This is a genomic window from Imperialibacter sp., from assembly GCF_040222815.1.
Classification (GTDB): Bacteria; Bacteroidota; Bacteroidia; order Cytophagales; family Cyclobacteriaceae; genus Imperialibacter.
This window is the reverse complement of sequence record NZ_JAVKCH010000040.1, coordinates 463,621-487,927: the sequence shown is the minus strand read 5'-3', so window position 1 is coordinate 487,927 and position 24,307 is coordinate 463,621. Positions and strand designations below refer to the sequence as shown.

The following is a 24,307-nucleotide window of genomic DNA, read 5'->3' as shown; positions in this document are numbered from 1 at the left end:
AATAAAGCCAGTTTGTAAGAGCCTTTACAAATGATGACTGGAATAGCTGGACGAGATGTGAAATTGAAAGGAATACAAATTCACTATATTTCTTGTTCACTAACATAAACTAATTTTATGGACATTTCTGCATTGAACTGGTTAGCAATTGTGGCAGCCACGGTTGTAACCTTTGTTGTTGGTTTTGTTTGGTACAACCCAAAAGTATTTGGTGCAGCCTGGATGAAGGAGTCGGGTATGACCGAAGAGAAAGCGAAAAGCGGTAATATGGGTAAAGTGTTTGGTTCAGCTTTTGTCATGAGCTTTATCCTCATATTCAACATGGCCATGATGTTCGGGACCGAAATTGGAGCCACCGATGGCGCCTTGTACGGTTTTTTGACAGGCTTTGGCTTTGTTGCCATGGGCATTGGCGTTAATGCGATGTACGAGCAGAGATCCTTTAAGTATATCATTATCAATGGAGGTTACTGGATGGTCTCGCTGGCTATTTCCGGCTACATACCTGGCGCCTGGCATTAAGCTGCCTCATCAGTTGTTATTTGCGTTGCTGTAGCCATGTCAGGCAGGGTAGGATAATTGGGCATCAGGGCGCCTTCAATCTTCTTTTTTATAGAGATCGCCTGTTTTCTTCACGACGTCATGAATAATTTCGTCGAGTTGCTTACTTACCGTGTCGACCTTTCTCACTATGTCTAAATTTTGAGGATCATTCATATTGGTCCAATCGAAAATATTCATCAAGCCCATAATTGTAGCCACCGGGCCTCTTATTTTGTGTGAATGCAACCAGGCGATCTCTGTCAATTGTTCGTTTTGGATTTCGAGGCGCTTTTGAGTTTCTATCGACTCTGTGATATTCCAAAACACTCCCTGAAGACCCTCAATGCTTCCATCCCTTCCTTTGATGGGGATTTTGATTGTTTCAATGTAGATGTGCTCTCCTGTTTTTAGATCAATATTGGGCTCAACTGAATGCAGGGCGACGCCGCTTGAGATCACCTCCTTGTCATCTTTTTCGTATTTGTCAGCAAGCTCCTTTGGGTACAGGTCGTGGTTCGTTTTTCCCAGTAGCTCTGACTCTTCCATCTTTACATTTTGAACCAGGGTCTTATTTACATAGGTTATTTTTCCTTCCTTGTTTTTTCTCCATACGCTGATGGGTAGATTATTAACCAGAGAATGATACAGGTCGTCGCTTTCATCTGAACTTTGCCTGTTTGTATCGCTAGCTGTCTGCTTTTTTTGGATCGGGTCATTGATTGGCACCTGATAGGTAATATACCGGATGATCTCACCAGTTGCTGTGAGGTCGGGTACTATGGTGGTGTCCAGCCAATAGTGCGTGCTGTCTTTCGATAAATTGCATATTTCCCCTTTCCAAACCTTGCCTTTGCTGACGGTGTTCCACAAGTCTTTGTAGAAATCTTCACCATGAGTTGCTGACTTCAGAATATTGTAAGACCTCCCGATTAATTCGTTTCTCTCATAACCTGACACACGACAGAAGAAGTCATTAACCGATGAGATAATACTTTCCGGGTCGGATACCGAAACGGCACAGAATTTATCAAGAGATCTTTGGTAATATTCGTCCATCTATTCCAAAAAAAAGAGAGTCGTTGTATCAAAGCTCACTGAATATAGGGTAAATATGACTCAATCTGAAATACCTTTGAGTCCACGCTGATATTTGTTGTCATTTAGTCAAACAAGGTCTGTCCGTTGCTGCCTTGAACAGCAATTGTCGTTAGTTTATGTATTTCCTCGTAGGTGTTTCTTTCTTCTGACAGTGGCGGAAGTTCTTGTAAAGAAAAGAACCCGACCTCTAATGACTCGTGACCTTTTAGATCGAATGAGCCTCCTGTGACCGTTCCCAGAAAGAAGAGCTTGTACACATAGAAAGGCGATGGGGGGTGTTGGTGCAGGGAGTTGTCAAAAACCGCCAGCAGTCTTTCAATTTTCACATCCAATCCCGTTTCCTCTCTTACCTCCTTCACTGCTACTGCCGATGGTGTGTAGCCAATGTCGGCCCAGCCTCCGGGAAGCGCCCAGCGTCCGTCTGCTTTTTCCTGGATAAGCAAAACCTGGTCGTTCTTCAGAACTATTGTTCTTACATCCACTTTGGGGGTGATATAGCTTTCTTCATTTGCATGGAGAACCGTTATTCTCTCGATGGGCATGTCAGATATGCCTGCAATAAGCTGGTCTACTATGGAAACAATCTCCTTGTATCGTTCACGGTCGTACTCCGAATTCCTAAAATTCAGTCCAATCTGCGAAAGTGCTTTTATTCGGAGTAGGCTGTCAAAAATGCTCGCCTGGTCTACCATGATTGCACCTTTCTGAAATGTAGCCTTCTCACCCTGCCGCCAAACACCTGAAAACCAGAAATGCCGTCGACCGTGGTGGTAAACAATATCCTCCCCAGAAACCACTCACCACCTGCAAACAAGTTGCCCGCAATGGGCTGCAAAGTAACCGGGCCGTGCCTGAGGCAACTCATGAAAAGCTGTTCGTCTTTCACAACTACTTCATACATCATCTGGAGTTCGTCGCTGAAATAGGTGCCAGTGTAGTCGCCCAGCGGAAGTCGCTCCGTCTTAATTTTCTCCAGTGGCTGCCCATTTATCGACAATGTTGTTCCCTTTTGTTTTAGCAAGAGTGTTGGATCTTCGCTGGCGAAAAACTCTCCTTCTGAATCTGCCGCCACCATGGTGTATTCAAAGGCCCCATCAATGGATAATTTCATAGGGTTATCATCACTCCCAAGTTCGTAAATCCGTGCGGGGGACGAAACATAGGCTCCGGCCAGGTGCTGATAACTGTCCGAGAGTGGTAGTTCGTCAGTCTTTTCATCAGAAAGATGATAATCATCTGTTAAAAAGGCTTTTGCCACCTTTTCGGCATATCCATATCTGTCGAACCCGGCGTAATTACTTAAAATAACCAGGCCAAAATCTTTTGTAGGGAAGCGCATCGTCATCGCTCTGAAGCCTGCCCACGACCCTGTATGCGTAATCACCGGCAGGTCACCCGACTCTTCGAACCAAACGCCGTAAGCGTAGTGAATGCTGTCGCCATTGGTTAGTACACCTCTTTCGTGGAGCCGATTAACCGCTGGGCTATTTGCCGGGTTTTCCGATAGAGACATCAACCATTTGGCCAGGTCTTCGACAGTGGAAACCATGCTCGAAGAGCCCATAGCAGTGGTGGTGTTGGCATAGCTGCCATAGGTGGCCGAATCGACTTTGTAGTAGCTTTGGGCCTTTCCAGCAATAACGCTGTGGATGTCGTGGTTGAACAGGCTGTTTTTCATGCCAAGAGGCTCGAAAACCACCTTGTTTATATATGAATGAAACGGTTCCTCAGCGACCCTGCTTACTAATTCCGCCAGCAACACATAACCTGTGTTGGTATATGAATATTCGGTGCCTGGTTCATAGTTGAGGTCTTTTTGGGCAAAAGCCATTCGCAATATTTGTTCGTAGGTAAGCTCATCCTCCATGCTCCAGCCCGCCACAGCCAGTGTTTGTGGCCAGTCTCTAAGGCCACTGGTGTGATGAATGAGCTGGTCGATGGTAATTTGGTGGGGAAAGTCATTCAATTCAGGAAAGTACGCTTTTATGTCGTCGGTGAGTGCGATCTTTCCCTGTTCCAGCAATAGTGCCGCAGCATAGGCTGTAAATTGCTTGGAGACTGACGCTATGTCGAAGGTAGTTGATGTGGTGATGGGAACATTGTTTTCGATATTGGCGAGGCCATAGCCTTTTTGAAAAACAACCTTGTCGCCCTGAAAAACAGCGACAGCACAGCCTGGTGATGCGTCGTTTTGGAATTCTGCAAAAATGGCATCTAGCTCACTTTCGAACTTATTTACCTGTTGCGGGTTTTCAATAGGGCTGCAACAATAAAAGATGTAAACGAGCACTAAACCGAGAAAGGATTGTTTCATTACAAGGGGGATTTGAGAGGAGAAGTAAGGAAAAAAATGGCACCTTTTAAAGTAGCGTTGATTTGATTGGTAGGGAATGGTTTTAGGATTAGTTTTGCAGCACTTAGCTCATCATATTTCCCATCAACTATTGTTTTAGAATTTTCAGCATTTGTAGCAATGGCATTTAGTTTTTTTAAGAAGTCGTCAAAAGAGAAAAAAAAGGATAGCAGGTACCTGACACTTAAAGTCCATCAGGTTCGAAGGGAAACTAACGATGCGGTGAGTCTTGTTTTTGAAAACCCGGAAGGCGGGTTGAATTACCAGGCAGGCCAATTTGTGACGCTCATACTTACTATTGACGGGAAGAAGATTCGGAGGGCTTATTCTCTTTGCAGTAGTCCGTTTTTGGATGAACTGCCCGCCGTTACAGTGAAGAAAGTAGAGGGAGGCAGCATGTCTACTTATGTCAATACTGTGACCAGGGTTGGCGATGAAATAGAGGTTATGGAGCCAATGGGGCATTTTGTGACCCCTATTGATGAAAACAGAAAGCGCCATTTGGTGATGATTGGAGGAGGCAGCGGCATCACGCCACTGATGTCCATCGCAAAATCGGTTTTGTTCAAAGAACCTCTTTCCACAGTTTGGCTAGTTTACTGCAATCGTGATAAAGACTCGATCATTTTTAAGGCCGAGCTGGAGGAAATGGGGGCTGCATATGGGGAACGGCTGAAAGTGATACACGTATTGGAAAAGCCGTCAGCGGATGTTGAAAGTCTTGAGGGGCTACTTACCGTTGAAAAAGTGGAGCAAATCCTAAACAACCTGCCTGCGTTTGATTTCAAAGAAGCTGAATTTTTCACGTGTGGGCCGGCGCCAATGATGGATATCGCTGTGGATGGATTGGTGAAATTGGGCGTTGCAGCTGACACCATCAAAAGAGAAAGCTTTACAGCCGGAGAGACATCTCCGGCGGAGATTGTCGATCAATCAGGGCAAAGCTTGCCCGTTAAAATCATTCTCGACGGACAGGAGCACACATTTGACGTTCCATCAGGCAAAACGATTTTGGAGACTGGTCTTAGCCTCGACATTGACATGCCATATTCTTGCCAAAGTGGTTTGTGCACTGCCTGCCGGGGTAAGTTGCTTTCCGGGGAGGTGAAGATGGATGAGGACGATGGACTTTCAGCCTCTGAAAAAGGAGAAGGGTATGTTCTTTGTTGTGTAGGGCATCCTACAACAAACGATGTGGTGATTGAAATAGGATAACAACCGATCATAACCATAAAATACCATTTAAACCGACAAATGATGGTGTGCGTCGCTGAAAGGTGAAAAATACTGTTCTACGCAGCGTTATTTTCGACAAAAATGAATCTCGTAAGTTATTAAACCCCTTTAAATAAGTTATTAACCGATCATCACATCATTTAAATTGTTGATACTTTGTTTTCCTTCTCTCTTGAATAACGCTCACAGAAACCCCTTTGCACCTTTGAGATTTTAAGGCTACATTCCTCCTTAGAAACCTGAACCGTATGCAATTGAAGCGCTGCCTGGATAATCTTTCTCCTTTATTTCTGCTCATTTTTGTTTTTGCTGTCAGCAGTTGCTCTGACAAAGAGCAGGCGAATACTCCTCCGCCTAAGCCTGTGCTCAATTTTGGAATTTCTATAGACAAGAAGTTTACTGACGGGCCCTTTGACGGCAGAATACTGCTGGTCATTGCCAAGACAAATGACCCCGAACCACGGTTCCAAATCTCGGATGGGCCCTCTTCTCAAATGATTTTTGGCATCACGGTGGATCAACTCCAGGCCGGGACGGAGGTCGTTGTTGACTCAGCTGTTTTTGGATATCCCGTTCAAAGTATCAAGAACATCCCCCCGGGCGACTATTATATTCAGGGTTTTTTGAATAAGTACACCACCTTCAATCTGGCCAACGGGCATACCGTGAAGCTTCACATGGATCAGGGGGAAGGGCAGCAATGGGCTTCGTCGCCAAAAAATCTTTTCAGCACGCCGCAAAAGGTGACCATTAATCCCGCCACTGGAGGCAATTTTAAAATTTCGCTTACAAATGAGATACCTCCCATTCCAGACCCGGTCGACACAAAGTATATCAAGCACGTGAAGATTGAGAGCAAGCTACTGTCTGAATTTTGGGGTAGACCAATGTATCTGGGGGCCAATATTCTACTGCCGCATGACTGGGACAAGCAGCCCGATGCTAGATATCCGCTGATGGTATTTCATGGGCATTTTCCCTATACTTTTGGTGGGTTTAGTGAGACACCTCCTGATCCTAATCTGAAGGCTGACTACAGCGAAAGATTTAAAATAGAGGGGTACAACAAGATTGTGCAGCAGGAAGCATACGATCTCTACAAGCAATGGACCGGGCCGAGATTTCCCCGGTATATTGCTATTGAAATTCAGCACCAAAACCCATACTACGATGACTCCTATGCTGTGAACTCAGCCAATTTGGGGCCCTATGGCGACGCCATTACCTATGAACTGCTTCCCTATATCGAAGAGCAGTTTAATGGGATAGGCGAAGGTTGGGGAAGATTCCTGTATGGCGGCTCCACTGGTGGTTGGGAGGCGCTTGCTGCCCAGGTTTTCTACCCCGATGAGTACAATGGGTGTTTTGCCGCATGTCCCGATCCTATCGACTTTCGTGCTTACACTGTAGTCAATTTGTATGAAGATGAGAACGCCTACTACCTTGATAATGATTACAATAAAACGCCGAGGCCTGGGCACCGGGATTATCTTGGGCATGTGCAAAGTACCATTCAGGAGTCGAACCACAAGGAGCTCGTGATTGGAGGCAGGGAGAGCCGGTCGGGTGACCAGTGGGACATTTGGCAGGCAGTTTATTCGCCAACAGGTGCCAATGGATATCCCCGCCCGATTTGGGACAAAATGACTGGCGTGATTGACAAAGAGGTGGCTAACTATTGGAAAGAGAATTATGACCTCAGTCATATTATGAAAAGGGACTGGGCTAAGATTGGCAAAAAGCTCGAAGGCAAAGTGCATATCTACTGCGGAGACATGGACAACTACTATCTGAATAACGCTGTTTATTTGACAGAGGAGTTTCTGGAGAGCACCACTGACCCATATTATGGCGGGGAGGTAGACTACGGTGACCGGGCTGAGCATTGTTGGAACGGGGATCATGAGAACCCCAACTACATCAGCCGACTGCGATACAACACAATGTACCTGCCCAAAATAAAGGAACGGTTGCGTAAGACCAAGCCGAGAGGTTTCAGGCTCATTAACTGGGGGATCTGATCGACCACTTTGATCGGGCTGACCGTAAATTTTAGCTGTGGTGTTACGCTGGCGGAATTGTATACTGCGTATAAGCTAATTTGTTATAAATTTGCCTTAATCAACAAACACCTATAAATGGACGTTATTTCCGAACTCAACTACATAGCTATTTTTTTTGCCGTTTTGATTGGCCAGAGTTTGGAGTTGCTGTGGTTTAGCCGAGGGCTTTTCGGGTATTTTTGGGCCAAAGACATTGGGCTTGGTGCAGAAGGGGTTGCTTCACGTGATAAAAAGTACGGTTTTTTAACAGGCTTCCTTCTTAGCATATGTACTTCATTTCTTTTGTCCATACTTATTCATGCAGAGCATGGTACCAGCGCTTTTGAAGGGGTGCTCCTTGGGTTTCTGGCTGCCGCCTTTGTGGCAGTTGCGCAAGCCATCAATTTTGTGTACGAAACCCGCCCAATACGCTTCTATCTCATTTCTGTTGGATACTGCCTTGTAGCCTACCCGTTAATGGGGTTGGTGCTGGGCTATTGGATGTAAATCCAGCCTTTGTCCATTTCGAGACATTCTTGATTTCGCATCCTTAGTATCTTTCCACCTAAAGTGAATAAAGATGTCATTGATCAAGTGCTTTATTGTGTTCAGTACCCTCTCCGCATTGATGATTTCGTGCATAGGCACTGATCTGGTTGAAGACACCGTAAGCAGTGTCGAAATCTTTTCGCCTCAGGCGTTTCTTAACGTCAATGAAAGTCTTCAGATGACTTCTAACGGAGTGAATGAATTCGGAGACCGATTCGATGTGCCGACTACCTGGCAGTCGTCTGACCCGGCTGTGGCTACTGTTGACGTGAATGGGATTGTTTTTGGTGTTGCCAGGGGGCAGGTGACAATTACCGCCAGTTACGGGGGGCAGGCATCGAAAGGTCTGCAGCTCAATATTATTGATTTGGCCAACGAGGTGGCCTACATCAAAATAACCGGTGAGGCTATGCGGGTGGAACCTGGTGAATCTGTTGACCTGAATGCTTTTGTTTACAATTCGGCTGACGTTACCATCGATGATATAGAGGTGACCTGGTCATCTACTGATCCAGCTATCGCTTCCATTGACAATGAGGGGCTGGTGCTGGGCGTGGCTGACGGCACAACAAATATTATTGCCTCAGCAGATGGCGTCAACAGTGAGCCTTATCAAATAATCGTCGGTGGGGAATTTGGCGTGCGAACCGGCAGCTTTATAGGCAAAGGCGGCTACAATGTGAGTGGCGATGTGAGAGTGAGCATCCTCGACAGCAACGCCTTGCAGGTGAGCTTGCAAGATAATTTCAATTCCAATAATGGCCCAGGCTTGTTTGTATACCTGTCTAATCAGGACAACTCGGTGGCCGGTGGAAAAGAGTTGGCTGCGTTGGCTAGCACCACTGGGCCCAGCAGCTACCGGGCCGACGGCGTTGCTATCGACGACTACAAATATGTGATCATACTGTGCAAGCCGTTCAATGTTGTCTTCGGTTTGGCTGAGCTGAATTAATAAATATGAAATACCTCCTCTCGTTGATTATCGGACTTGCTTTGTCTGCCAATTGTCTGGCGGGCGGAGGTTGGACATCTAAAAAAGGACACGGCTACTTTAAGCTGGAAGAGCGCTGGATCATTGCCAACCAGTTTTTTGACAAGGAGGGCAATATAGTGCCGATTACGACCTCGTCTATTTACCTCACCAACTTTTACGGAGAGTATGGCATAACAGACCGTATTGATATCATTGGTACCGTGCCGTTGATTGCCAGAAATGTCCTGAACGAGCGCCAGTTCACCCTGAGTGGCCGCACCGAACCCGGCGATGCAGTTACTTCACTGGGCGACATGCTGGTGGGCGCTAAGTACGGTATCATTCAAGACAAGGCTTTTGTGCTGGCAGCGGGAGTGTATTTCGGGTTGCCGACTGGTAACCCGGGTGGCGGAAATACCATGCTTTTGCAAACCGGAGATGGGGAATTTAATCAGCTGCTGAGGCTTGAAGGAGGTGTTTCGCTGCATCCGATACCGGCTTATGCCACTTTTGGCGTGGGTTTTAACAACCGGACGAAAGGTTTCTCGGAAGAACTTCATTACAATGCAGAGATTGGTTGTACCATCAAAGAACGGGTACTTGTCTCTGCCATGATCAGGAATGTTTCTTCCTTTTTTAACGGAGATGCGCCTGATGCTGTGAATGGTATTTTTTCAAACAATACGGAATACTTTGCCTATGGCCCTCAGGTCGCCTACCTACACAAAGGAGGAAAAATGGGTGCAAGTGTTGCTGTCGACTATGCCTTGTCAGGAAAAAACGTGCTGGCCAGGCCGGCCTGGAGTGTGGGTATCTTCTTCAAGCCGTAGCAGGCATTTTTGGTACTATTTGATCTTCTCAAAAGTCAATAAAGTTTCCTGAGATTGGCTAAATGTCACACTATCATTATTTTGCAGCTTAATTGATAGTCAAATGAAGAAACCAGCCACTCTACTGAGTATTTTTTTATGCATTAAATTTCTTTCTATCGCCCATTTTGGGCAGGCACAAGAAGAAGACGAAGCGCCGAAATTTGACCTCGAAAAGTTAGGAAAAGAATTGAATACGGGACACCATGAGTCCGGCCCGATTATTTCTCCTGATGGCAATACGCTTTACTGGGTGGTGTCTAACAGCCCTGAAAACACCTACGGAGAAGACGGCTCACAGGACATTTGGTACTCGACCAGGGACGCAGATGGAAACTGGACGCAGGCTGTGCACGCTGGCGCTCCTTTCAATATCCATAAGTTCAATAAGGTGCTGGGAATTACCACCGACGGCAACACACTCATGCTTAATGGCGGAGCCAGAAAGAACGAGCCTGGGTTTTCCATTGTCCGCCGGTCTGGAAATAGTTGGTCGGCACCTACGCAAGTGAATATTCCCAACTACGATGGCATGAACAAGGGCTTGTTTTCGGGCAGCTTCATGAGCAACGACGCCAAAGTGGTGATCATGTATTTTACTGAAAGAGTAAAAGGCAAATACAGTGACCTGTACATCAGTTTTGACAAAGGCGGCAAGTGGACGCCACCTGCAAAAATGCCTGAAGGGATCAACACTGTGTACGATGAGTTTGGGCCTTTTCTGGCAGCTGATGGCGTTACCTTATACTTTGCGAGCAACAGACCGGGGGGATTTGGCAGCACCGACATTTACATGGCCAAACGCCTGGATGACACCTGGATGAAATGGTCGAAGCCGGTCAACCTCGGCGAACCGGTGAATACCAAAGGTTTTGATGCTTACTTCTCGATTAGCGGTGATGGGCAGAATGCTTTTACCACAAGGTCTTATACCACTCAGGATGGGGGAAGTCTGGATATTTTCGGCCTGGTGCCTGCCAAGGCCGAACCGGAACCTGAGCCGGAACCAGAACCTGAGCCAATCATCATGCTTACTGGCATTGTCATGTCGAGCAAAGACCGGACGCCCATTTCGGGTGCAGTGGTTGGGTATCAGTCTGCGCAATCCGACGACGGGTTTGTAGAAAGCGGAGAGGGAGATGGTTTTTATGAGGTAGAGCTGCCGCATGAGGGCAACTTCAAACTGGAAGTAAAGGCTGAGGGCTTTCTTTCAGCGAACGACGAGATTGATGTGGCGTATGATGGGTTGGAAAGGTACTACGACAAGCCCTTTTACCTCGATCCGATTGAAGTAGGTACTAAGGTTCGCCTGGAAAAGGTATTCTTTGATACTAACAAGACTATTTTACGACCAGAGTCTTTTGAAGAGCTGGACAAGGTGGTAGATTTTATGAACGAGAACCCGACTATTACCATCGAAATAGGCGGGCATACCGACGATGTGGGCAGCGACGATTACAACAAGAATTTGTCGCAGGGCAGGGCAGAGGCCGTGCGCCAGTACGTGGTAGACAACGGCATCGACGCCAACCGCATCACCGCTCTTGGTTACGGCGAAAGCCAGCCAGAAGTGCCAAACACCTCTGCCGAAAACAGGCAGACAAACAGGAGGGTGGAGTTTAAGGTGTTGGAGAATTGAATTGGGGGTGCTTCCTGGCCAATTACCTGGAAGTGACTATTACCCATTTGGCCTCGCTTTTAACTCCTATCAATCGGGGCTGAAAAATGACTATCTGTACAATGGGAAGGAGCTGCAGGATGAGCTTGACCTGAACTGGTATGACTACGGGGCCAGGAACTACGATGCCACACTAGGAAGGTTTTTTAATCAGGATAGGTTTGCTGAGAACTACAACGACCTGTCGCCCTATCAATATGGGAGAAATAACCCCATGCTTTTTGTGGATATTAATGGCGATTCCACGGCATATTATGATAACGCAGGAGCTCTGCTTTATATGTCACATGATGGGTTAGAAAATGCCGTTACTGTGGTCAACGATGAAAATAAAGGAGAGTTTTTCAAGACCTTGATTAAAGACCTAATGAATGAACAATCCTCGGATTTGAGGAGCTTTGGGACCTCATACATGCTAGATGGCTTAGAATCAAGATTCGAAGGCACAAAAGGTGATAAAGATAATGGTACGGGAGGGGAATGGTATGATGGCCTGTCATCCGAGCATGGCTCCTTTTTGTATGAGAGTAGTGGAGAAGTGCGAATTGGAGATGAGGATTTTCCTGGGGGGCCAGCTACGATAATTTTCTCAGGTAAAAATGAAAGTGATGATTATGTGGGGTACTATCATACTCACCCGAATAGTGGACGGCGAGATAATAGACGAGGAGGCGCTTTGCAGGATCCTCCAAGCAAGGACGGGCAAATGAACGACAGGAACCATGAAGCAAAAAGAGGTTACCGAAATGCTGTAGTAACCCCAAGTAATGTATATCTATATAATAAGGGGCAAAACGATATTGTTTTCGATCGAAAAAAGAGATTTCAATGAACAAGCTTTTGTACTTTTTACTCGCAGTAACGTCCCTAGGCTGTTCTCAAGGGAAAGAAAATAATACTTTAAAGGAAGACGTATCTCCTTCTATTCACAAGGAGACCTTAGAGTATTCAGATGCATTCCTTACATATGACAGCCTCTTGTCCAAGTATAGTGCCGGAGAACTTCAAGTTGGCTCCGTGGAGCTAAATGCCCAAATGGTAATAGTACATGCATCGGTCGGAACTTACTTTGTGTATAGCCTGCTAGGGAATGATTCTAGCATGCGGGTGAAGTTTTCAATTGTGAATGAAAAAGAAATTGTGTTGTCATTTGAGAGGCTGCTTTGGCCAGAACAAGCCATTCAAACTACCGATTCCCTCCGAGCATTACTTAATTATAGTTCATTTTGGAAACTATCGAACGACAAGATGGACTGCGAAGGTGCAGATGGTACCACTTACTTGGTAAAGATAAAGCAAGGAAAAAATGAGAACCAGATCTTACGATGGTCTCCGGTAGCATGTGACTTGCCGAAGGGGGAAGAGATTCTGAAAATAGTGGACTATCTCCTTTCTCTTGTGAAAATGGAGTCTTATGAAACTGAGTTCTTTTATTGACAGGGTTAAGTGAGTCCCTTGTTGCCCTCGTGCAGTACTTCGGCTAATACCGAGCATATCGATCCCGCCGCTGCTTCTATATCTGTAGGGTAATAAAAGGGCCTCCGGGCACTACTTCTTTGCTTTGGCCCCAATATGCTCCCCCGCTAGTCCGAGCAGCAAGCCCAGCCAATAGCAGCGAACGCTGGTGCGAGCCTTTTGGCTCGTACCATAAACAACAACAGAAGCCCTTTAGCAGGGGCTTTTCACTTCCAGGGCTTAGCGGCCCACTAGCCACAAGCACAAAGAGCCCTTGCAGCAATGCGGCTTCCCGCTCGGGGGCCCCTAGTCCGAGCAGCTAGCCTGCCGATAGCGCTGAACGCTGGTTTGAGTCTGTGCCCTTCCAGGTCGGCTCATACCATTAGCCATAAACACAAAGACCCGCCCGGGGACTTTTCTACTTCCACAAATTTGCGGCTCAGCAATCTGCCCGTAAGGTGGCTTTTGTAGCCATTTACTGCTATTTTGTGTAAAAAAGTTATTGAGCAGGAAATACAAATTTTATAATAAGGAAGGGCTGTACTTTGTAAGCTTCGCTACAGTTTATTGGCTCGATGTCTTTACCAGAGAGGAGTATTTTCAAATACTTTTTGAAAACCTAGGTTTCTGTAGAACAGAAAAAGGGATGGAAATTTACTGCTGGTGCATTATGCCGAGTCACGTGCACCTTATTTTCCGGGATAAGAACAACAATCCTGGTAGACTCCTTGGTCAATTTAAATCCTATACTTCAAAGAAACTGCAGGAAGCGATTGAGCTCAACCCAAAAGAAAGCAGGAAAGAGTGGTTATTGTGGATGATGGAAAGGGCAGGCCAGAAAAATAGCAATGTAAAGCAAAGACAGCTATGGCAACAAAATAATAAGCCTATTGAACTTTGGAGTGCTCATGTAATCGATCAAAAAGTCGACTACATTCATAATAACCCAGTAGTTGCTGGCTTCGTCTCAGAACCACATCATTGGAAATATAGCAGTGCGATTGATTACAGTGGAGGGAAAGGAGTAATTGAGATAGATTTGGTTTAGATAGGATACGAGCCACAGGCTCGCACCAGCGTTGGGCATGGAGGGACTGAAAGAGCAAATTATTAACATCATCCACTCTAAACGGATCAAATCATGCAAATAAATCGTTATTTTGTGGGAAGGAGGAATACAGATATGAATATAGAAGCCAGAAAACTGCGGATTATCGAAGCTTTTAGCTCAATGAAAGATATTGGTAAAATCAATCAAATAGAATCTCTTGTGCTTCCCAAGCCCACTTTTGAAGAAAGGAAGGCTATGCTGGATACCCTGTCGGGTTCATGGACAAATGAAGAAGCAGAAGATGTTAAAAAGGTAATAGAAGATGGTTGTGAAAAAATCGACACAAGTGAGTGGTAGGTTTTTGGTAGATACTAATGTCGTAGTTGATTTTTTCAAAGGTGATCAGACGATTAGAATGAAACTTGCAGAAGGAGAGATTTTTCTGCCTTCTATCGTGATCGGCGAGTTGTATTTTGGGGCTTATGCTTCAGGAGTAGTTGCCAATAAGAAAAAACGCTTGAAAGAGATAGCCTATTTTTTAGATAATTATCCAGTGCTTGAAGTAAGTGAAACGACTGCTCATCACTATGGTGGCATCAAGTCACAGCTCAAATCTTTGGGTAAACCCATTCCTGAAAACGATCTCTGGATTGCTGCACTGGCAATAGAGCATGATATTGCATTGGTTACAGCTGATCAACACTTTAGTCACATCAAGGAACTGGAAACGGTAGCTTGGTAACCCCACCGCAAACTCCACCCAGTTCCCACAATCCCAACGCTCTTTTGCCGCTTGAGGCGGCACGCCCCGCTAGTCCGAGCAGTAGTGCCATCCAATAGCACTGAACATTGGTGCGAGACTGCGTCTCGTACCAATAGCCACAATTACAAAGAGCCCTTGCAGCAATGCGGGGCTCTTCTACTTCCACGGCTTAGCGGCGCCTATTCCCAGCAGGTAATCAGAGAGGTTCTTGCCCTCGTGTAGCACTTCTGCCAGGTAGCGGGCGTAGCGGTCTCGTTTTTCCTTCTGAGTCTGTAAAACCACTTGCTAGCCTTCCGGGCAGAACTTTTCGGCCTTGGCTCGGGCACGGCCGGTCAGGACTCTTGGCTGGGAGCCCCCGGCCAAGGTGCAGCTGGTAGGATGCGACCCGGCCAGGGCGTCTGCAGTTAGCTCCGGGGTGTTTATGCGGGCCTGGCGCACCTACCTTGCTTCCTTTACACACTACCCAGGTAGCTTCTACCAGAAGTGTGTCTTGTTAAGCTTTGCGGAATGACTGAAGGAGGGCGCTAACAAGTTTCATCCGTTCGGATAAATCAATAATGAAAGCAAATCGTTAACTTTAGAGTATAAAAACATGAATCGAATGGACATTGCAGTAAAGTACAAGATCATATCAGAAATCATTAGCAGCAACGATGACCAGATTTTGAACGCTGTCAAATCCCTTTTGAACATTGAAGACGAAGTGGATTTTTGGGATGAGCTGAGTCCGGAAGACCAAGCGGCAATTAACGAAGGGTTGGAGCAGCTGGATAAAGGGCAATATGTATCCCATCAGTCTGTCCGTGAAGAAATCAAAAGCCGCTTTAACTTCTAGAATTGGCTTTAGAAGTTCGCTATTCTCTTCGTGCCAGATATGAGGAAATAGAGTTACTGGAATACATTATTCAGAAGTTTGGACGAAAAAAAGCAAAAGAGATTTATGATCGGATAGAAAGAGTGCCTGCCCAGGTCTCGAAAATGCCAGAGATGTATCGTGCATCCAATAAGCAAAAAGGGCTGAGAAAATGTGCCTTTAGTAAACAGACAAGTATTTATTACCGCATCAAAGATGATTATATAGAAGTTGTGAGCTTTAGACCTAATCGAAAAGACCCAAAGCAGTTTAAGGCATAATAAACCCACAACTCCGCTCCGAAATACCCTACGCTTCGTTCGGCTTATGGCCTTCACCCCACAGGTAAAGCGGCGTGCTATCCAGCCGGGGCAGCATGTAAGTCGCCAGCCAGTCCCTGCCTTCCCCGAGTCCGAGCAGCAAAGCCAGCCAATAGCACTGAACGCTGGTGCGAGCCCGATTGGGGAAGCTTTGACTCGTATCATTAGCAACAAAGAAAGAAGGGCCCTTGCCTAACCGCTGGGCTTTTTTACTTCCAGGGCTTAGCAGCACCAATCTCCAATAAGTAATCAGAAAGGTTTTCACCATCATGCACCACCTCAGCCAGGTAGCGGGCATACCTATCCCGTCTTTCCTTCTGTGTTTGTGTAGTAACCTGAGAGCCTTCTGGGCAAAACTTCTTCGCCTTGGCCCGGGCAGGGCCGGTTAGGCGCCCCCGGCCAAGCCGCAGCTGGTAGGATGCGACCCGGCCAGGGCATCTGCTGTAAGCTCAGGCGCATTAATGCGAGCCAGGCGTACCTTCTCTTCTTTTTTCACATAGAAGCCCAGGTCTACTTCTACAAAAAGGGTGTTTCTTTGACTCTTCTGGCAAGTTGACGGCATAAAAACTTGCGATATGCAACTAAATATAGTTACTTTTGGTTGTGTCCAGAAAGGAAAAGCTTATTGCAAGATTTGTAAGCATGCCATCTGATTTTCATTATGATGAGATGGTGAAACTGCTTGGATACTTCGGTTTTGTAGAAGTTAAGAAGGGGAAAACGGCTGGATCAAGAGTAAAATTCGAAAATGGCGAAGGCGTTCCAATCATGCTTCACAAACCACACCCAAGCGGTCTTATGAAGCAATACCAAATGCGACAAGTAAAAGAAATATTAGAGTTATGAAATACCTCGAATACAAGGGTTATACAGGCAGTATAGAGTACAGTCCTGAGGATAATTTGCTCTATGGTAAAGTGTTAGGAGTAAGAGGGTTGCTTTCCTTTGAAGGAGAAACCGGCAAGTTGCTTGAAGAGGATTTTAAGGACGCTATCGACACGTACCTGAGTGATTGCAAGTCCCAGGGAAAGATGCCTGAGAAACCATTCAAGGGGAGTTTCAATGTAAGGATATCCGCCAATCTGCACCAGAAAGCAGCCTTGTTAGCCATGGAGACCAAGACCTCTTTAAACAATTTAGTAGCTGAGGCTATACAATTAAGAGTGGAGAAGTCATGAAGAAATTTCGACTTCCCAGAAAAGAAAAAAAGTCCTTTAGGGAAAAGCTATTGCTGTATCCTGCAGATGAAAAAGGGAATTCCCTGATGGCCCAACCGGATAGATTGCAAAAAGACTATGATGCGTGGAGGCAAGGAATTCTTCGTGATTTATTTGACTCCAAAAGAGCGAAAGAGGGCAGCAAAGAGATGTCTGAGAAACTTGATCCAGAGATCTGCATTCCCGACGAACAGCTAAGGGAATATGTTAATGACTTTTTTAGAGAAGACCTGCGATCAAGTGCATTTAGCACCTTTATCAGGGCAAAAAATAGCAAGACTGCGATTAAGGCGTATTACAATTTTGTCAATGCTTATCATATTTATAAAACAGGGGAAGATTCGTACGGGAATATTTGTTGTTTAGCGCTCGATAGTGCTGAAGCCTTGTTGAGGAAAGAGAACTCTATTAGGAGAAGGAAATAAATATCAATATGGCAGGATCAGTGGTCGTTTTCCCCGTAGTCCGAGCAGCCAGGTTTATTCGAGCAGTAAGCACTTGTGGGGGTTAAAGCCTGGAGAGTTGGAAATCTAGTAGTGCCATTGATTACAGGGGTTGCAAGTGGAGATTGGGGATAGATTTGGGTTTACGGATACGAGCCGCAGGCCGGCACCGGGGAGATTAATTAGGTCAAAAGCATCTCAATGAAATAGCAAATGATGTCTCACAGCCTGGAAGATATACTCTTGAAACAATGGAATGGATGCTTGAGTCCCTTGGAATACCAACAAGCCAAAGCGACAAACGAAAAATTATGAATCTATCTGCAATTGTTTTTTTTGGTTGGTATCATATTCTGGATAGAACCATTTACTCAAACCGGGCTGAAAGAGAGGGTATTGGGGCCAAGGAGCATTCGTTCTTTATAACGTTCTTATTTCATGGAATAAATATTTGGACATTAATAAGCTACTTAGCCGCAAAGTATTTTCATATAGTTATTCCTTTGCATGTTAGTCTATCCTTAGGGCTTGTAGTTTTTGTCGTAGGGTATCTGAGGTTCTTCAAGAAAAGAGCAGGGGAAATTCTTGCCCAAGAAGTTAAAAGCGTGGAGGTAATTTTATTCGTGATAATTGCATTGGTGTATGTTGTTATTTCGGTTTACCTCCTGTTTAAGGTTGGTGATTACGTGAGAGAAATTGTAATACTGCAAAAAAGCAAAATGGTATGAGTACTTCTCAAACAAGTAAAAAGAAGTTTGATCCAATAGACAGCATGATTTTTCAGGAAGGCCTTAGAATACAAAAGCTGTTCTTTGACCTTGATTTGGACTTAATGCTGGTGGTTTTGAACAATAAGAAAGTGCTCAAGGAGTCAATTAGCAAGTTTCGACTTCTGAAGGTTGCCACTCTGGAACAACTAGAGCAATATGAAATAAGCAGAACTGGGGTTTATTGGGCGGCACTCGATGAGGATCTCAGCTTGCGTGGCTTTTTAAAAACTGCCATGCTGTCTTCTGTTCACCAGGAAAATGTGGTTGCTTGAAACTATCAAGCAGTTTGCTCCTGGCAAAGAGTATCAAACCCTGGCATTGTATCTTCGGCTTAGCCGCACTTATTCCAAGCGAGATCAAACGGCCTCTTCACTCGCAGGAAAGAAATCCTCTCCTTTTTCATTCCGCACCGATTGGTACAAGGAGGCAAATGAAGCCTTGATCCACATAACAGCAGGGAACACCCCCACAATGAAGCAAATCTTCGCCTCTGCCGCAAGTTTAGCGATTGCGAACCGGGCCGTGCAGGCTTGTGGCTTTTTTATTGAAGCGTGCAGCTTCTTGGTTCATACGGCTTGGCTGCACCAATTTCCAGAAGGTGGTAACTTAACGGGTACGAGGCGCAGGGTCGCACCAGCGGCGGCGGCTTAGGAGATATTTTCTGTATCCTCCAATAGTATTTTGGACTTATTTTGCTCATAAATTTGGTTAATGCGTGGTTGTATAAACCATATGCCCACATAACCTGTCATCAAGAGTATCATCTCACCAACATGTTCTCCAAACGAGGTTCGTTTTCTTTTTTCAGCAGTTGTTAAGGCTTTGGAAGCAAAATAGTACAAGTAAACAAAGCTGAACAGCATGTAGAGGGGAATCAGCACTGCCCAGCCAAAGAAGCGAAGCTGATAGTCTAAAAGAATGGCTATTAGGGCAAATATTATGGCAAAGGCAAAGAAGTTAATAATGAGGAAAGTCTCACTTAATTGATGCCGTGTTGGGATACAATTATTTAAAGCTCTCCCTAGTGTAAAAATCCACACTGTAAATGCCAGACCAACAAAAATAATTTTGACAAGTTGAATGGTAGGGTCAAAATTAGGCACAAAGCCAGCGATCAAAGAAGGAATCGAAAGTGACAGAAAAATCTGATAGTGTTTAGCTTTTAATACGAACTCTTCCATTCGTTAGGAAATTAAATATTTACGAAGCCTCTAAGTTAAAAAAATACGTGACTTGAGTAGCTAAATTCTATTCCTGCACCGAACCTTGGTGGGATGCCTTTGGCTGGTGCCACTAGCAACAAAAAGCCCTTGCTACATAGCAAAAGCTTTTTGTTAGGCTTTGTCTCTCATTTTAACCGAGTGATCAAACTGCCTCTTCACTCGCAGGAAAGAAATCCTCACCCTTTTCATCCAGCACCGATTGATACAATGAAGCAAACGACGCTTTGATCCACATCACGGCGGGGAACACGCCAACAAAGAAGCAGATAAATCCGAGGATGAAAATAAAGATGGATAAAAAGCCCAGACCAAAGATCTTCCAGCCATGGCCCCTGGTCAGCTTCCAGCTGGTTTCTACGGCGCTGATGGGGTCAAGTCCTTTGTCCATCACCAGGTAGGAGGAGAAGGCCAATCTGCAGCCGACGATAATGCCGGGTATAATAAAAGCCACCAACGCCATGCCCACTAGTCCCACTATCAGCAGGTGATTAAGAATTATGGTCAGGTAATTATTAACACCATTAATGAAATCCTTAAAGTCCAGTTTTTGTCGCCTTACTCCCTGCACGAAAATCAGGTCAGCGCCATAGTCAAATACCGGCATCACCAGGAGAAAATGAGCGGCGGCGAGGAACTCCGCAAAAATAATCCCTGGGGTTATGCCTTGCTCGAAGTCGAGACTAAAAAGCGATTTAACGAAATTACCTTCGCCGGTGATGCCACGTCCAAATAGTTCCATCAGTCCATCAAGAAGGCTTAGCAAAATGATGATAAGAAAGAAATACAGGAAGTTGACTTTCATTGTTTCCCAGCCAGAGGACAAAGCCTTTCCTACGCCGGGAGTTGTTGTTGCGAAATCATTTGAGTTTGACATTGAGATATAATTTTGTTGATGACTCAAATGTAGGAGGAGTGCCCGCCATCCTTTAACTACCAAAGTAGTGTTTTTACTTTCACTACTTTAGTATTGAAGCTACTTTGGTAGTGGTGTATACTTTAGCCAAAGTAACCGACTGACTATTTGATGACTATAGAAGGACTGGTATTCTGGATAAGCTTTATTTTTTGCCTGGCGCTGACGGCAGGAGGCATTATGGTGATTTTCAGGTTTACTAAACTGAAGACGCTGCCAGCTTTCCAACACCTGCAGTATTTTTTGATTTTGTTGTACACCTTTGGCTTCTACAGCCTTTGGAGTGAGTCTTTCATCGCCTTTATGCCCTTTGCGGAACAGGTAAAACCCTTTTCAAAGGTGCTGACTGTGCTGGGCATTCCGTTTATCATCTTCAGTGCGGCGCAGCAAATGTACTGGTGCAAATGCATGTACGACAAAACGGTGAACCGGGCCATTGTTCCTGCACTTCTCGTCGGAGCTGTGGCCTTCATTGTTGTGGAATATCGATCATTGGAATGGGGTAGCCTGACAGCGCTTCCAAATTCCTATGCTGTCTTTGGTTTTGTTGCGTCGCTTTTTTCACTTATCCTTTTGGCCGCTAAACAAACTGCCTTGTTGTTGGGGCAGAGCCGATGGGTGCTTGTGCTGGCAAATGCGGCCTTGGTCGTCTTCTACGCAGTACAGTACCTGCTAGGTTCGGAAGGTATTTTGTTTAAATCGATAGGTCATTTCTTTTTCTTTTTTGGCAATACTTTTCTGGCCGTCTACTTTGTGTATACAGTAAAGCACGAATCAGTCCCAAGAACCGAGCTGCCCTCGCAAGAGGCATTTATCAACAGGTTTGGGCTCACATCAAGAGAGTCAGAAATTATTGGCGAGATATACAGTGGCAAGACCAACCAGGAGATAGCCGATACGCTGTTTGTAACGTTGCAGACAATCAAAGACCACACCTCGAGGATTTACCAAAAGACCGATGTGAAGAGCCGGGCCCAGCTGATCAGGCTGATGCGTGATTTTGTTTGACTTCAAAGACTACAAAAGTTTGGTAGGAAGAGGAAAGGTCAGCATTGCTTCTGGCGTAGGATTGTTGCGAAAGGGAGCACCTCTGAAGAAACTTTTGTAGTCTCTAATCAGCGAGTATCAGCCACAAATTGCCATAATGATGCATGGCACTGGCTTTTTTGAGCGCTTCATCGCCCACTCCCATATACACGTCTACATGGCCGGGGCCTTTAATGGCGCCGCCCCTGTCCTGGGCTGTCACAATGGTGAAGTCGTGCCTCAATAGCTTGCCGCTTTCGTCCAGCACCGGCAAGCGGGCCAGCAAAACAGCGCCCAGCGGAATAAACTGCGTGTCGACGGCAATGGAATGCTCCGGGGTAAGAGGGAAGCCATAGGCACCTTTTGGCTCTTCTTTGAAAGGTGCCAGGAAAGTGTAAGACTGGTTCTTGTAAAGAATAGTCTCAAGGCTGTCGGGGTTTTGTTCAAACCAATTCCTGATACTCTGCAACGAAATGTCGCTTTCTGAAATATGTCCCTGTGCAATCATGTACTTGCCCAGGCTGGAATAGGGTAGTCCGTTTTGCCCATTAAAAGCCAAAAACTGTAGTGAGCCGTCGGGAAAGGCCGCATAACCAGAGCCCTGCACTTGCAGAAAGTAATTTTCGAGGAGACTGGACGTCCAGGCGACTTCAAGGTCTTTGTTTTTCAAAGCACCCTGGCCGTCTATTTGCTTTCGGGTAAGGGGCTTTTGGCCGGAGTCCGAAGGCTTTTTGTATATCGGGTATTTGTATTTCTCAGTAGCTATTGGGCTGGCATCCAACACCGGGGTAAAGTAGGCAGTAAAATGCACATTGCCTTTGCCGTCCTCACCTTTGATCTGGTACAGATTGAACGAGGATGCAGTTGTTGGATTTTCGATCATTTGGATCAACTCCCTCAATGTATTTCGAAGCTTTTCGTTGGTCGGTTTCAGGTTTTCGAGGTTGTACTTTTGATCGGGATCCTTCAAAAAGAGGTATCGGTACTGGTTTTTTAGAGAGGCGATCAGGGCCGAGTCGCTGTGCGCAAGCGCCTGCCGAAACCCTTCCCAGCTTTCTTTTTTAGTGTAAAGCAGAGGCAATGTGGCGGCTGTATCGTCTTTTCCGTTTCCCTCGAAATCGTAGCCATGGCCAATACCTGTTGGCTTAATTTGGCTGCTGGCCACAAACGGAGAGAAAGAAAGGCTAAGAAAAATGAGGCTGGCAAAAATAAGCCTTATCAATTTGGATGTCATTATCTCGACAGTAGAAAGGTTTTTAGTTCCGTTAAATTGTCGGCGTTAAGCAAATCAACGCCGTTGTCAAGCAACACTTGCCACGAGGCCGGGTCATCAGGTGTAGCCCAAAGTCTTAATTTTTTGCCTTCCTTATGGGCAGCATCGCTCAGCTGCCTGATCTTAAGCCGGATGTCGAATGGAATTTCGCCGTTGCCGTTCCAGAAGCCAAGCGACTTGAAGGAGGTGCTTACTACAGGCATTTTATCAGCAGTTATGCCCTGGCCAAGGTCGTTGGGTCGGCCATCAAGGCTGATCAGGTTCTCGGGGTCGTTTAATATTGCGCCAATAGGTCTTTCACCTGAGATGAAGATGGTAAGCGGGCCGTCCTGCGTTTTTGTTTTGAGCAGATGTTTGTATGGCTGTAACTGATCAATGAGTTTGGTGTAGGTGCCCTCAGCATCGTTTTTGAAATCGATCATGAGGAAAAATGAGCCACTATAACCCGGATACACCTGTCCATTATTGCCCTTAACAACATCGTTGAGAGGCTGGAGGTAGAGTTCTGTCAAGGTCTTCGTGTTCTTCAACGAAACAGGCTTGTTGTGCGTCACATAAAGCTCGTCTTTGATAAGGAAAATGTCGGCTTCTACACTGGTGAACCCGTTCGAAAGTGCATCGAAGAGCGGTCTGTCATGCTCGTAGTCGTTGTGAGCATGGGCATTGGGCAGGGGAATTACCTGGGCAAAAGATAGGGTAGATGCAAAAATGGCTTGAGTGAGGAGAAGTGCAGCTTTCATAGCGTAAAAATAATGAATTGTCAGATGCCAAATAGGCCATGAATTAGCGGGAAAGCAAGGTGAAAGAGCTATGTTAAGAAAGTTTAATCCTTCTTTCCCCTTCCCGAATCTTTCAGGGCTTTGTTGATGATCCATTCTATCTGCCCATTGGTGCTGCGAAATTCGTCAGCAGCCCACTTCTCAATAGATTTGAGCATCTCTTCGTCAATTCGAATCACAAATGCTTTTTTCTTCCCCATCACAAATTATTTCCCGTTCAACTTAAAATCTGTCAAAGCATTGAGCATCTCGTCAGGCATATTAGTTGACAGCAAAATGGTTTTTCCGTTGATAAGCTTCAATTCTACAAAATATTTCCTTGCCATCATGTACGACGCCTTTTTCGTAAAGGGATTGTAGTGCATGCGGCTTTTTCTCATCTTTTGAAACCATTTTGCTTTTTCCACCCGAAAGCTTTCTATTTCTTCGGGAGCAATTTCCTTCCACTTGACGAACGGAGGCATCCTGAAGCGAAACCTGTATTTATTGATGTCAATTTCTAATCGTTGGCTGGCTACTAAACTGAAGACCAATGCAGTGAAAACAAAGGCCCCCGTTGCGATGAGTAGATATTTTACAGTAATGTCATTTCCATCACCTCCGGTTGCTTTCAGAGCTTCCTGATAAGTCAAAACCAGGGGGCCGACAATGGCACCAATAGACATAAGGGCCAAAAAAACAAGTAGCCCTTTGTCTATTCTTTGCGTTTCTCTAAACTCAGTCATTACCGTATCCTTTCAAGCAACACCACAATCCCTCCATGATCATTAGTGAAATTGACTACTCTCCAGCCTGTCATCACCATTTCATTCAATTTCCTTTCAAACTTTTCCAGGCTTTCCAAACCACCTTTTTTTAAGAATTTATACTTTTCCATGGT

General features: G+C 45.5%; 35 protein-coding genes. 21 read left to right on the top strand and 14 right to left on the bottom strand.

The window, feature by feature from the left end:
- Positions 1-117: 117 nt before the first annotated feature.
- The gene (locus RIF36_RS21960; RefSeq protein ID WP_350122829.1) at positions 118-522 is read left to right on the top strand and encodes a DUF1761 domain-containing protein; all 405 of its coding nucleotides are present in this window, start codon (positions 118-120) and stop codon (positions 520-522) included.
- A gap of 75 nt (positions 523-597) precedes the next feature.
- Here the strand turns inward: RIF36_RS21960 and RIF36_RS21955 are convergent, their stop codons facing one another.
- The 3 genes from RIF36_RS21955 to RIF36_RS21945 all read right to left on the bottom strand — a co-directional run bounded on the left by RIF36_RS21955 (position 598) and on the right by RIF36_RS21945 (position 3,955).
- Entirely contained in the window at positions 598-1,599 is a 1,002-nt protein-coding gene (locus RIF36_RS21955) for a PAS domain-containing protein (RefSeq protein WP_350122826.1), read from the bottom strand.
- A 104-nt stretch (positions 1,600-1,703) separates the two neighbouring features.
- Positions 1,704-2,333, bottom strand: coding sequence for an NUDIX hydrolase (locus RIF36_RS21950; RefSeq protein ID WP_350122823.1), 630 nt, complete (start codon positions 2,331-2,333; stop codon positions 1,704-1,706).
- Positions 2,327-3,955, bottom strand: coding sequence for a serine hydrolase domain-containing protein (locus RIF36_RS21945; protein ID WP_350122820.1), 1,629 nt, complete (start codon positions 3,953-3,955; stop codon positions 2,327-2,329). Before RIF36_RS21945 ends, RIF36_RS21950 begins: the two co-directional genes overlap by 7 nt.
- Before the next feature lie 159 nt (positions 3,956-4,114).
- Here RIF36_RS21945 and RIF36_RS21940 point away from each other — a divergent pair, with 159 nt between their 5' ends.
- The 11 genes from RIF36_RS21940 to RIF36_RS21890 all read left to right on the top strand — a co-directional run bounded on the left by RIF36_RS21940 (position 4,115) and on the right by RIF36_RS21890 (position 14,589).
- Positions 4,115-5,209, top strand: coding sequence for a 2Fe-2S iron-sulfur cluster-binding protein (locus tag RIF36_RS21940; protein WP_350122817.1), 1,095 nt, complete (start codon positions 4,115-4,117; stop codon positions 5,207-5,209).
- Positions 5,210-5,478: 269 nt separating this feature from the next.
- Positions 5,479-7,251, top strand: a complete 1,773-nt coding sequence (locus RIF36_RS21935; RefSeq protein ID WP_350089877.1) for an alpha/beta hydrolase-fold protein — start codon at positions 5,479-5,481, stop codon at positions 7,249-7,251.
- Positions 7,252-7,368: 117 nt separating this feature from the next.
- Positions 7,369-7,779, top strand: coding sequence for a DUF1761 domain-containing protein (locus tag RIF36_RS21930; RefSeq protein ID WP_350089880.1), 411 nt, complete (start codon positions 7,369-7,371; stop codon positions 7,777-7,779).
- A 73-nt stretch (positions 7,780-7,852) separates the two neighbouring features.
- Positions 7,853-8,773 (top strand): DM13 domain-containing protein, encoded by a 921-nt coding sequence (locus RIF36_RS21925; RefSeq protein WP_350122814.1) that lies wholly within the window; start codon positions 7,853-7,855, stop codon positions 8,771-8,773.
- A gap of 5 nt (positions 8,774-8,778) precedes the next feature.
- On the top strand, positions 8,779-9,624 hold the full coding sequence (locus RIF36_RS21920) for a transporter (RefSeq protein ID WP_350122811.1): 846 nt from the start codon (positions 8,779-8,781) through the stop codon (positions 9,622-9,624).
- 103 nt (positions 9,625-9,727) lie between these two features.
- Positions 9,728-11,302: an OmpA family protein gene (locus RIF36_RS21915; RefSeq protein ID WP_350122808.1), complete on the top strand. Its 1,575-nt coding sequence runs from the start codon at positions 9,728-9,730 to the stop codon at positions 11,300-11,302.
- Positions 11,303-11,309: 7 nt separating this feature from the next.
- Positions 11,310-12,173 (top strand): RHS repeat-associated core domain-containing protein, encoded by an 864-nt coding sequence (locus RIF36_RS21910; protein ID WP_350122805.1) that lies wholly within the window; start codon positions 11,310-11,312, stop codon positions 12,171-12,173.
- Positions 12,170-12,778 carry a hypothetical protein gene (locus RIF36_RS21905; RefSeq protein WP_350122802.1) on the top strand — a complete coding sequence of 203 codons (609 nt, stop codon included), beginning with the start codon at positions 12,170-12,172 and terminating at the stop codon, positions 12,776-12,778. The genes RIF36_RS21910 and RIF36_RS21905 overlap by 4 nt, the downstream gene beginning before the upstream one ends.
- Before the next feature lie 520 nt (positions 12,779-13,298).
- Positions 13,299-13,844 (top strand): REP-associated tyrosine transposase, encoded by a 546-nt coding sequence (locus RIF36_RS21900; RefSeq protein WP_350077324.1) that lies wholly within the window; start codon positions 13,299-13,301, stop codon positions 13,842-13,844.
- A gap of 93 nt (positions 13,845-13,937) precedes the next feature.
- Positions 13,938-14,204, top strand: coding sequence for a hypothetical protein (locus RIF36_RS21895; RefSeq protein ID WP_350122799.1), 267 nt, complete (start codon positions 13,938-13,940; stop codon positions 14,202-14,204).
- On the top strand, positions 14,176-14,589 hold the full coding sequence (locus RIF36_RS21890; RefSeq protein WP_350122796.1) for a type II toxin-antitoxin system VapC family toxin: 414 nt from the start codon (positions 14,176-14,178) through the stop codon (positions 14,587-14,589). Before RIF36_RS21895 ends, RIF36_RS21890 begins: the two co-directional genes overlap by 29 nt.
- Positions 14,590-14,766: 177 nt before the next feature.
- On the opposite strand, the gene RIF36_RS21885 is transcribed toward RIF36_RS21890, so the two are convergent.
- Positions 14,767-14,892, bottom strand: coding sequence for a hypothetical protein (locus RIF36_RS21885; RefSeq protein ID WP_350089904.1), 126 nt, complete (start codon positions 14,890-14,892; stop codon positions 14,767-14,769).
- A gap of 319 nt (positions 14,893-15,211) precedes the next feature.
- On the opposite strand from RIF36_RS21885, the gene RIF36_RS21880 reads away from it, so the two are divergent.
- Together RIF36_RS21880 and RIF36_RS21875 are read left to right on the top strand one after the other, a co-directional pair.
- Positions 15,212-15,445 (top strand): hypothetical protein, encoded by a 234-nt coding sequence (locus RIF36_RS21880; protein WP_350077332.1) that lies wholly within the window; start codon positions 15,212-15,214, stop codon positions 15,443-15,445.
- 2 nt (positions 15,446-15,447) lie between these two features.
- Entirely contained in the window at positions 15,448-15,744 is a 297-nt protein-coding gene (locus RIF36_RS21875) for a type II toxin-antitoxin system RelE/ParE family toxin (RefSeq protein ID WP_350122794.1), read from the top strand.
- A gap of 28 nt (positions 15,745-15,772) precedes the next feature.
- Here RIF36_RS21875 and RIF36_RS21870 read toward each other — a convergent pair whose 3' ends face one another.
- The 3 genes from RIF36_RS21870 to RIF36_RS21860 are packed head-to-tail and all read right to left on the bottom strand — an operon-like array spanning position 15,773 to position 16,345.
- On the bottom strand, positions 15,773-16,081 hold the full coding sequence (locus tag RIF36_RS21870; protein WP_350122791.1) for a hypothetical protein: 309 nt from the start codon (positions 16,079-16,081) through the stop codon (positions 15,773-15,775).
- Entirely contained in the window at positions 15,993-16,193 is a 201-nt protein-coding gene (locus tag RIF36_RS21865) for a thermonuclease family protein (protein ID WP_350122930.1), read from the bottom strand. The genes RIF36_RS21870 and RIF36_RS21865 overlap by 89 nt, the downstream gene beginning before the upstream one ends.
- Positions 16,169-16,345, bottom strand: coding sequence for a hypothetical protein (locus RIF36_RS21860; protein ID WP_350122788.1), 177 nt, complete (start codon positions 16,343-16,345; stop codon positions 16,169-16,171). Before RIF36_RS21860 ends, RIF36_RS21865 begins: the two co-directional genes overlap by 25 nt.
- Before the next feature lie 41 nt (positions 16,346-16,386).
- On the opposite strand from RIF36_RS21860, the gene RIF36_RS21855 reads away from it, so the two are divergent.
- From RIF36_RS21855 to RIF36_RS21830, 6 genes are all read left to right on the top strand, one after another.
- Complete coding sequence (locus RIF36_RS21855; protein WP_151997851.1) at positions 16,387-16,629, top strand: type II toxin-antitoxin system HicA family toxin; 243 nt, start codon at positions 16,387-16,389, stop codon at positions 16,627-16,629.
- Entirely contained in the window at positions 16,626-16,961 is a 336-nt protein-coding gene (locus RIF36_RS21850; protein WP_350097577.1) for a type II toxin-antitoxin system HicB family antitoxin, read from the top strand. Before RIF36_RS21855 ends, RIF36_RS21850 begins: the two co-directional genes overlap by 4 nt.
- Positions 16,958-17,425: a hypothetical protein gene (locus RIF36_RS21845; RefSeq protein WP_350122782.1), complete on the top strand. Its 468-nt coding sequence runs from the start codon at positions 16,958-16,960 to the stop codon at positions 17,423-17,425. Before RIF36_RS21850 ends, RIF36_RS21845 begins: the two co-directional genes overlap by 4 nt.
- A 269-nt stretch (positions 17,426-17,694) precedes the next feature.
- Positions 17,695-18,171: a hypothetical protein gene (locus RIF36_RS21840; protein WP_350122779.1), complete on the top strand. Its 477-nt coding sequence runs from the start codon at positions 17,695-17,697 to the stop codon at positions 18,169-18,171.
- Complete coding sequence (locus RIF36_RS21835) at positions 18,168-18,485, top strand: DUF2442 domain-containing protein (protein ID WP_350122776.1); 318 nt, start codon at positions 18,168-18,170, stop codon at positions 18,483-18,485. Before RIF36_RS21840 ends, RIF36_RS21835 begins: the two co-directional genes overlap by 4 nt.
- Positions 18,472-18,864, top strand: a complete 393-nt coding sequence (locus tag RIF36_RS21830) for a hypothetical protein (RefSeq protein WP_350077346.1) — start codon at positions 18,472-18,474, stop codon at positions 18,862-18,864. Before RIF36_RS21835 ends, RIF36_RS21830 begins: the two co-directional genes overlap by 14 nt.
- On the opposite strand, the gene RIF36_RS21825 is transcribed toward RIF36_RS21830, so the two are convergent.
- Both RIF36_RS21825 and RIF36_RS21820 read right to left on the bottom strand, forming a co-directional pair.
- Positions 18,861-19,394: a hypothetical protein gene (locus tag RIF36_RS21825; protein WP_350077348.1), complete on the bottom strand. Its 534-nt coding sequence runs from the start codon at positions 19,392-19,394 to the stop codon at positions 18,861-18,863. The two genes, RIF36_RS21830 and RIF36_RS21825, sit on opposite strands and share 4 nt — an antisense overlap.
- Positions 19,395-19,578: 184 nt before the next feature.
- Entirely contained in the window at positions 19,579-20,310 is a 732-nt protein-coding gene (locus RIF36_RS21820; RefSeq protein ID WP_350077350.1) for a hypothetical protein, read from the bottom strand.
- 150 nt (positions 20,311-20,460) lie between these two features.
- Between RIF36_RS21820 and RIF36_RS21815 the strand changes: the two genes are divergently transcribed.
- Complete coding sequence (locus RIF36_RS21815) at positions 20,461-21,357, top strand: response regulator transcription factor (protein WP_350122773.1); 897 nt, start codon at positions 20,461-20,463, stop codon at positions 21,355-21,357.
- A 103-nt stretch (positions 21,358-21,460) separates the two neighbouring features.
- Here RIF36_RS21815 and mltA read toward each other — a convergent pair whose 3' ends face one another.
- From mltA to RIF36_RS21790, 5 genes are all read right to left on the bottom strand, one after another.
- A complete protein-coding gene (mltA, locus tag RIF36_RS21810; protein ID WP_350122770.1) occupies positions 21,461-22,609 on the bottom strand; it encodes a murein transglycosylase A in 1,149 nt (382 codons plus the stop codon).
- The gene (locus tag RIF36_RS21805; protein ID WP_350122767.1) at positions 22,609-23,388 is read right to left on the bottom strand and encodes a phosphatidylinositol-specific phospholipase C/glycerophosphodiester phosphodiesterase family protein; all 780 of its coding nucleotides are present in this window, start codon (positions 23,386-23,388) and stop codon (positions 22,609-22,611) included. The genes mltA and RIF36_RS21805 overlap by 1 nt, the downstream gene beginning before the upstream one ends.
- Before the next feature lie 83 nt (positions 23,389-23,471).
- On the bottom strand, positions 23,472-23,627 hold the full coding sequence (locus RIF36_RS21800) for a type II toxin-antitoxin system antitoxin (RefSeq protein ID WP_151997859.1): 156 nt from the start codon (positions 23,625-23,627) through the stop codon (positions 23,472-23,474).
- A 6-nt stretch (positions 23,628-23,633) separates the two neighbouring features.
- Positions 23,634-24,152 carry a hypothetical protein gene (locus RIF36_RS21795; protein ID WP_350122764.1) on the bottom strand — a complete coding sequence of 173 codons (519 nt, stop codon included), beginning with the start codon at positions 24,150-24,152 and terminating at the stop codon, positions 23,634-23,636.
- Positions 24,152-24,304, bottom strand: a complete 153-nt coding sequence (locus RIF36_RS21790) for a hypothetical protein (protein ID WP_350077358.1) — start codon at positions 24,302-24,304, stop codon at positions 24,152-24,154. Before RIF36_RS21790 ends, RIF36_RS21795 begins: the two co-directional genes overlap by 1 nt.
- Between the last annotated feature and the right edge of the window lie 3 nt (positions 24,305-24,307).

What these genes read in the sequence shown, in the direction of transcription:
- RIF36_RS21795 (WP_350122764.1), bottom strand. Translation starts at nt 24,152, where the DNA reads ATGACTGAGTTTAGAGAAACGCAAAGAATAGACAAAGGGCTACTTGTT.
- RIF36_RS21895 (WP_350122799.1), top strand. Translation starts at nt 13,938, where the DNA reads ATGCAAATAAATCGTTATTTTGTGGGAAGGAGGAATACAGATATGAAT.
- mltA (WP_350122770.1), bottom strand. Translation starts at nt 22,609, where the DNA reads ATGACATCCAAATTGATAAGGCTTATTTTTGCCAGCCTCATTTTTCTT.
- RIF36_RS21935 (WP_350089877.1), top strand. Translation starts at nt 5,479, where the DNA reads ATGCAATTGAAGCGCTGCCTGGATAATCTTTCTCCTTTATTTCTGCTC.
- RIF36_RS21920 (WP_350122811.1), top strand. Translation starts at nt 8,779, where the DNA reads ATGAAATACCTCCTCTCGTTGATTATCGGACTTGCTTTGTCTGCCAAT.
- RIF36_RS21815 (WP_350122773.1), top strand. Translation starts at nt 20,461, where the DNA reads ATGACTATAGAAGGACTGGTATTCTGGATAAGCTTTATTTTTTGCCTG.
- RIF36_RS21905 (WP_350122802.1), top strand. Translation starts at nt 12,170, where the DNA reads ATGAACAAGCTTTTGTACTTTTTACTCGCAGTAACGTCCCTAGGCTGT.
- RIF36_RS21845 (WP_350122782.1), top strand. Translation starts at nt 16,958, where the DNA reads ATGAAGAAATTTCGACTTCCCAGAAAAGAAAAAAAGTCCTTTAGGGAA.
- RIF36_RS21940 (WP_350122817.1), top strand. Translation starts at nt 4,115, where the DNA reads ATGGCATTTAGTTTTTTTAAGAAGTCGTCAAAAGAGAAAAAAAAGGAT.
- RIF36_RS21840 (WP_350122779.1), top strand. Translation starts at nt 17,695, where the DNA reads ATGGAATGGATGCTTGAGTCCCTTGGAATACCAACAAGCCAAAGCGAC.
- RIF36_RS21835 (WP_350122776.1), top strand. Translation starts at nt 18,168, where the DNA reads ATGAGTACTTCTCAAACAAGTAAAAAGAAGTTTGATCCAATAGACAGC.
- RIF36_RS21850 (WP_350097577.1), top strand. Translation starts at nt 16,626, where the DNA reads ATGAAATACCTCGAATACAAGGGTTATACAGGCAGTATAGAGTACAGT.
- RIF36_RS21825 (WP_350077348.1), bottom strand. Translation starts at nt 19,394, where the DNA reads ATGGAAGAGTTCGTATTAAAAGCTAAACACTATCAGATTTTTCTGTCA.
- RIF36_RS21950 (WP_350122823.1), bottom strand. Translation starts at nt 2,333, where the DNA reads ATGGTAGACCAGGCGAGCATTTTTGACAGCCTACTCCGAATAAAAGCA.
- RIF36_RS21830 (WP_350077346.1), top strand. Translation starts at nt 18,472, where the DNA reads ATGTGGTTGCTTGAAACTATCAAGCAGTTTGCTCCTGGCAAAGAGTAT.
- RIF36_RS21860 (WP_350122788.1), bottom strand. Translation starts at nt 16,345, where the DNA reads ATGCCGTCAACTTGCCAGAAGAGTCAAAGAAACACCCTTTTTGTAGAA.
- RIF36_RS21945 (WP_350122820.1), bottom strand. Translation starts at nt 3,955, where the DNA reads ATGAAACAATCCTTTCTCGGTTTAGTGCTCGTTTACATCTTTTATTGT.
- RIF36_RS21960 (WP_350122829.1), top strand. Translation starts at nt 118, where the DNA reads ATGGACATTTCTGCATTGAACTGGTTAGCAATTGTGGCAGCCACGGTT.
- RIF36_RS21870 (WP_350122791.1), bottom strand. Translation starts at nt 16,081, where the DNA reads ATGCCCGCTACCTGGCTGAGGTGGTGCATGATGGTGAAAACCTTTCTG.
- RIF36_RS21880 (WP_350077332.1), top strand. Translation starts at nt 15,212, where the DNA reads ATGGACATTGCAGTAAAGTACAAGATCATATCAGAAATCATTAGCAGC.
- RIF36_RS21955 (WP_350122826.1), bottom strand. Translation starts at nt 1,599, where the DNA reads ATGGACGAATATTACCAAAGATCTCTTGATAAATTCTGTGCCGTTTCG.
- RIF36_RS21930 (WP_350089880.1), top strand. Translation starts at nt 7,369, where the DNA reads ATGGACGTTATTTCCGAACTCAACTACATAGCTATTTTTTTTGCCGTT.
- RIF36_RS21820 (WP_350077350.1), bottom strand. Translation starts at nt 20,310, where the DNA reads ATGTCAAACTCAAATGATTTCGCAACAACAACTCCCGGCGTAGGAAAG.
- RIF36_RS21800 (WP_151997859.1), bottom strand. Translation starts at nt 23,627, where the DNA reads ATGGGGAAGAAAAAAGCATTTGTGATTCGAATTGACGAAGAGATGCTC.
- RIF36_RS21925 (WP_350122814.1), top strand. Translation starts at nt 7,853, where the DNA reads ATGTCATTGATCAAGTGCTTTATTGTGTTCAGTACCCTCTCCGCATTG.
- RIF36_RS21805 (WP_350122767.1), bottom strand. Translation starts at nt 23,388, where the DNA reads ATGAAAGCTGCACTTCTCCTCACTCAAGCCATTTTTGCATCTACCCTA.
- RIF36_RS21790 (WP_350077358.1), bottom strand. Translation starts at nt 24,304, where the DNA reads ATGGAAAAGTATAAATTCTTAAAAAAAGGTGGTTTGGAAAGCCTGGAA.
- RIF36_RS21915 (WP_350122808.1), top strand. Translation starts at nt 9,728, where the DNA reads ATGAAGAAACCAGCCACTCTACTGAGTATTTTTTTATGCATTAAATTT.